Origin of the sequence: Pseudoalteromonas sp. S554, assembly GCF_005930865.1 — a bacterium.
GTDB lineage: Bacteria > Pseudomonadota > Gammaproteobacteria > Enterobacterales > Alteromonadaceae > Pseudoalteromonas > Pseudoalteromonas marina.
The window spans coordinates 1-1463 of sequence record NZ_PNDV01000114.1 but is presented as its reverse complement, the minus strand read 5'-3'; the positions used below and the strand labels follow the sequence as shown (position 1 = coordinate 1463).

Below are 1463 nucleotides of genomic sequence, written 5' to 3'. Positions count from 1 at the left end.
CCTCGGTGCGCTCGGTGGTAATTATTTTTAGAGTTATTTCCACGTAGGCGTGAAGCTTGCTCACGCAAAAGGTTATTTATTTAACTATCTATAAACAAAGTACGTTAGCAAGCAAAGCGCCTACATTAAATTCGCTGTGCGACTGTAAGTTCGCATTAGTAGATGAGCACTCCAACTTTTACCTTAACGTATATTGTGTGAAAAATTTGTATTTATGCTTATTGATAATAAAGCTGCGTCTATTAGCAAAGTCCACTATGCTATGGGCTATTCGTTATTTATATTTTTAAGGGTTTATCATGATTGAACAAGGCCAAAACGTACCAGAGGTTACACTTACGCAGTTAACAAGCGAAGGTATGCAAACACTGACTAACAAAGAATTATTTGATGGTAAAAAAGTGGTGTTATTTGCTGTGCCGGGGGCGTTTACGCCAACGTGTTCAAATGCGCATTTACCTGAATTTATTACCCTTGCTGATAAAATTAAAGCAAAAGGTGTTGATGCTATTTATTGTGTTTCGGTAAACGATGCCTTTGTAATGAAAGCATGGGGTGACTCGCAAAACGCTGAAGAAGTATTAATGCTAGCCGATGGTGATGCAAGCTTTACCAAAGCACTCGGGCTTGAAAAAGACACCGCTGGCTTTGGTGGTGTTCGTTCATCTCGCTACGCGATGATTGTAAATAACGCGGTTGTTACTGAGTTATTTCTAGAAGAAGGCAAAGAGTTTACAGTAAGCCGCGCAGAACATGTTTTAGAAGAGCTTTAAGGCCGCATTTAGTTTGTCAGTGGTTAGTACTTAGTTATCAGATAGAAGCTTTTAGACATTAGTGATTAGACTGAAGATTTTAGTTATTAATGAATATTGTATTTTTTGGCTAGTTTAGTTAGCTAGTTGTTATTTGTATATTTAAAACTAAGCTAGTAAAAATGATATAAATAAAAGTAACACTAATGAATTTTGAAAATTTAGATGTATGGAAACGATCTGCACGTCTTAGCGTAGATATTTACAGGTCTACAGCAGATGTAAAAGACTATGGGTTCAGAGATCAATTAACACGCTCAGGCCTCTCAGTGCCGAGTAACATTGCAGAAGGTGTGTGTAGAGAAAGCTATAAAGAGAAAAGTAGATTTATAGATATAGCTAGGGCTTCTCTTGCAGAAGCTAGAACACAGATATACATAGGCATAGAAATAGGTTACTTAAATAAGTCAACAAGCCAACGATGGATAATAGAAACAAAAGAATTAGCTGCTATGTTAACAAGCCTTAAAAATAAGTTTGATAACAGCTAACTTTAGAGTGTTTAGCTATTCATTCTCCGCGCTGAAAACTGAAAACTGAAAACTGAAAACTGAAAACTGAAAACTGAAAACTGAAAACTGAAAGCTGAAAGCTGAAAGCTCATCACTGTACAGTCGTAGCGTTTTCAATGCTAAACCGTCGCGACGCATG

General features: G+C 36.9%; 2 protein-coding genes. Both read left to right on the top strand.

Translation table 11 applies throughout. The annotated features are described in order from the left end of the window. Positions 1-299 precede the first annotated feature (299 nt). Entirely contained in the window at positions 300-773 is a 474-nt protein-coding gene (locus CWB65_RS18600) for a peroxiredoxin (RefSeq protein WP_138741198.1), read from the top strand. A 185-nt stretch (positions 774-958) separates the two neighbouring features. Further along, the gene (locus CWB65_RS18595; RefSeq protein WP_138741197.1) at positions 959-1303 is read left to right on the top strand and encodes a four helix bundle protein; all 345 of its coding nucleotides are present in this window, start codon (positions 959-961) and stop codon (positions 1301-1303) included. The last annotated feature ends 160 nt before the right edge of the window (positions 1304-1463 follow it).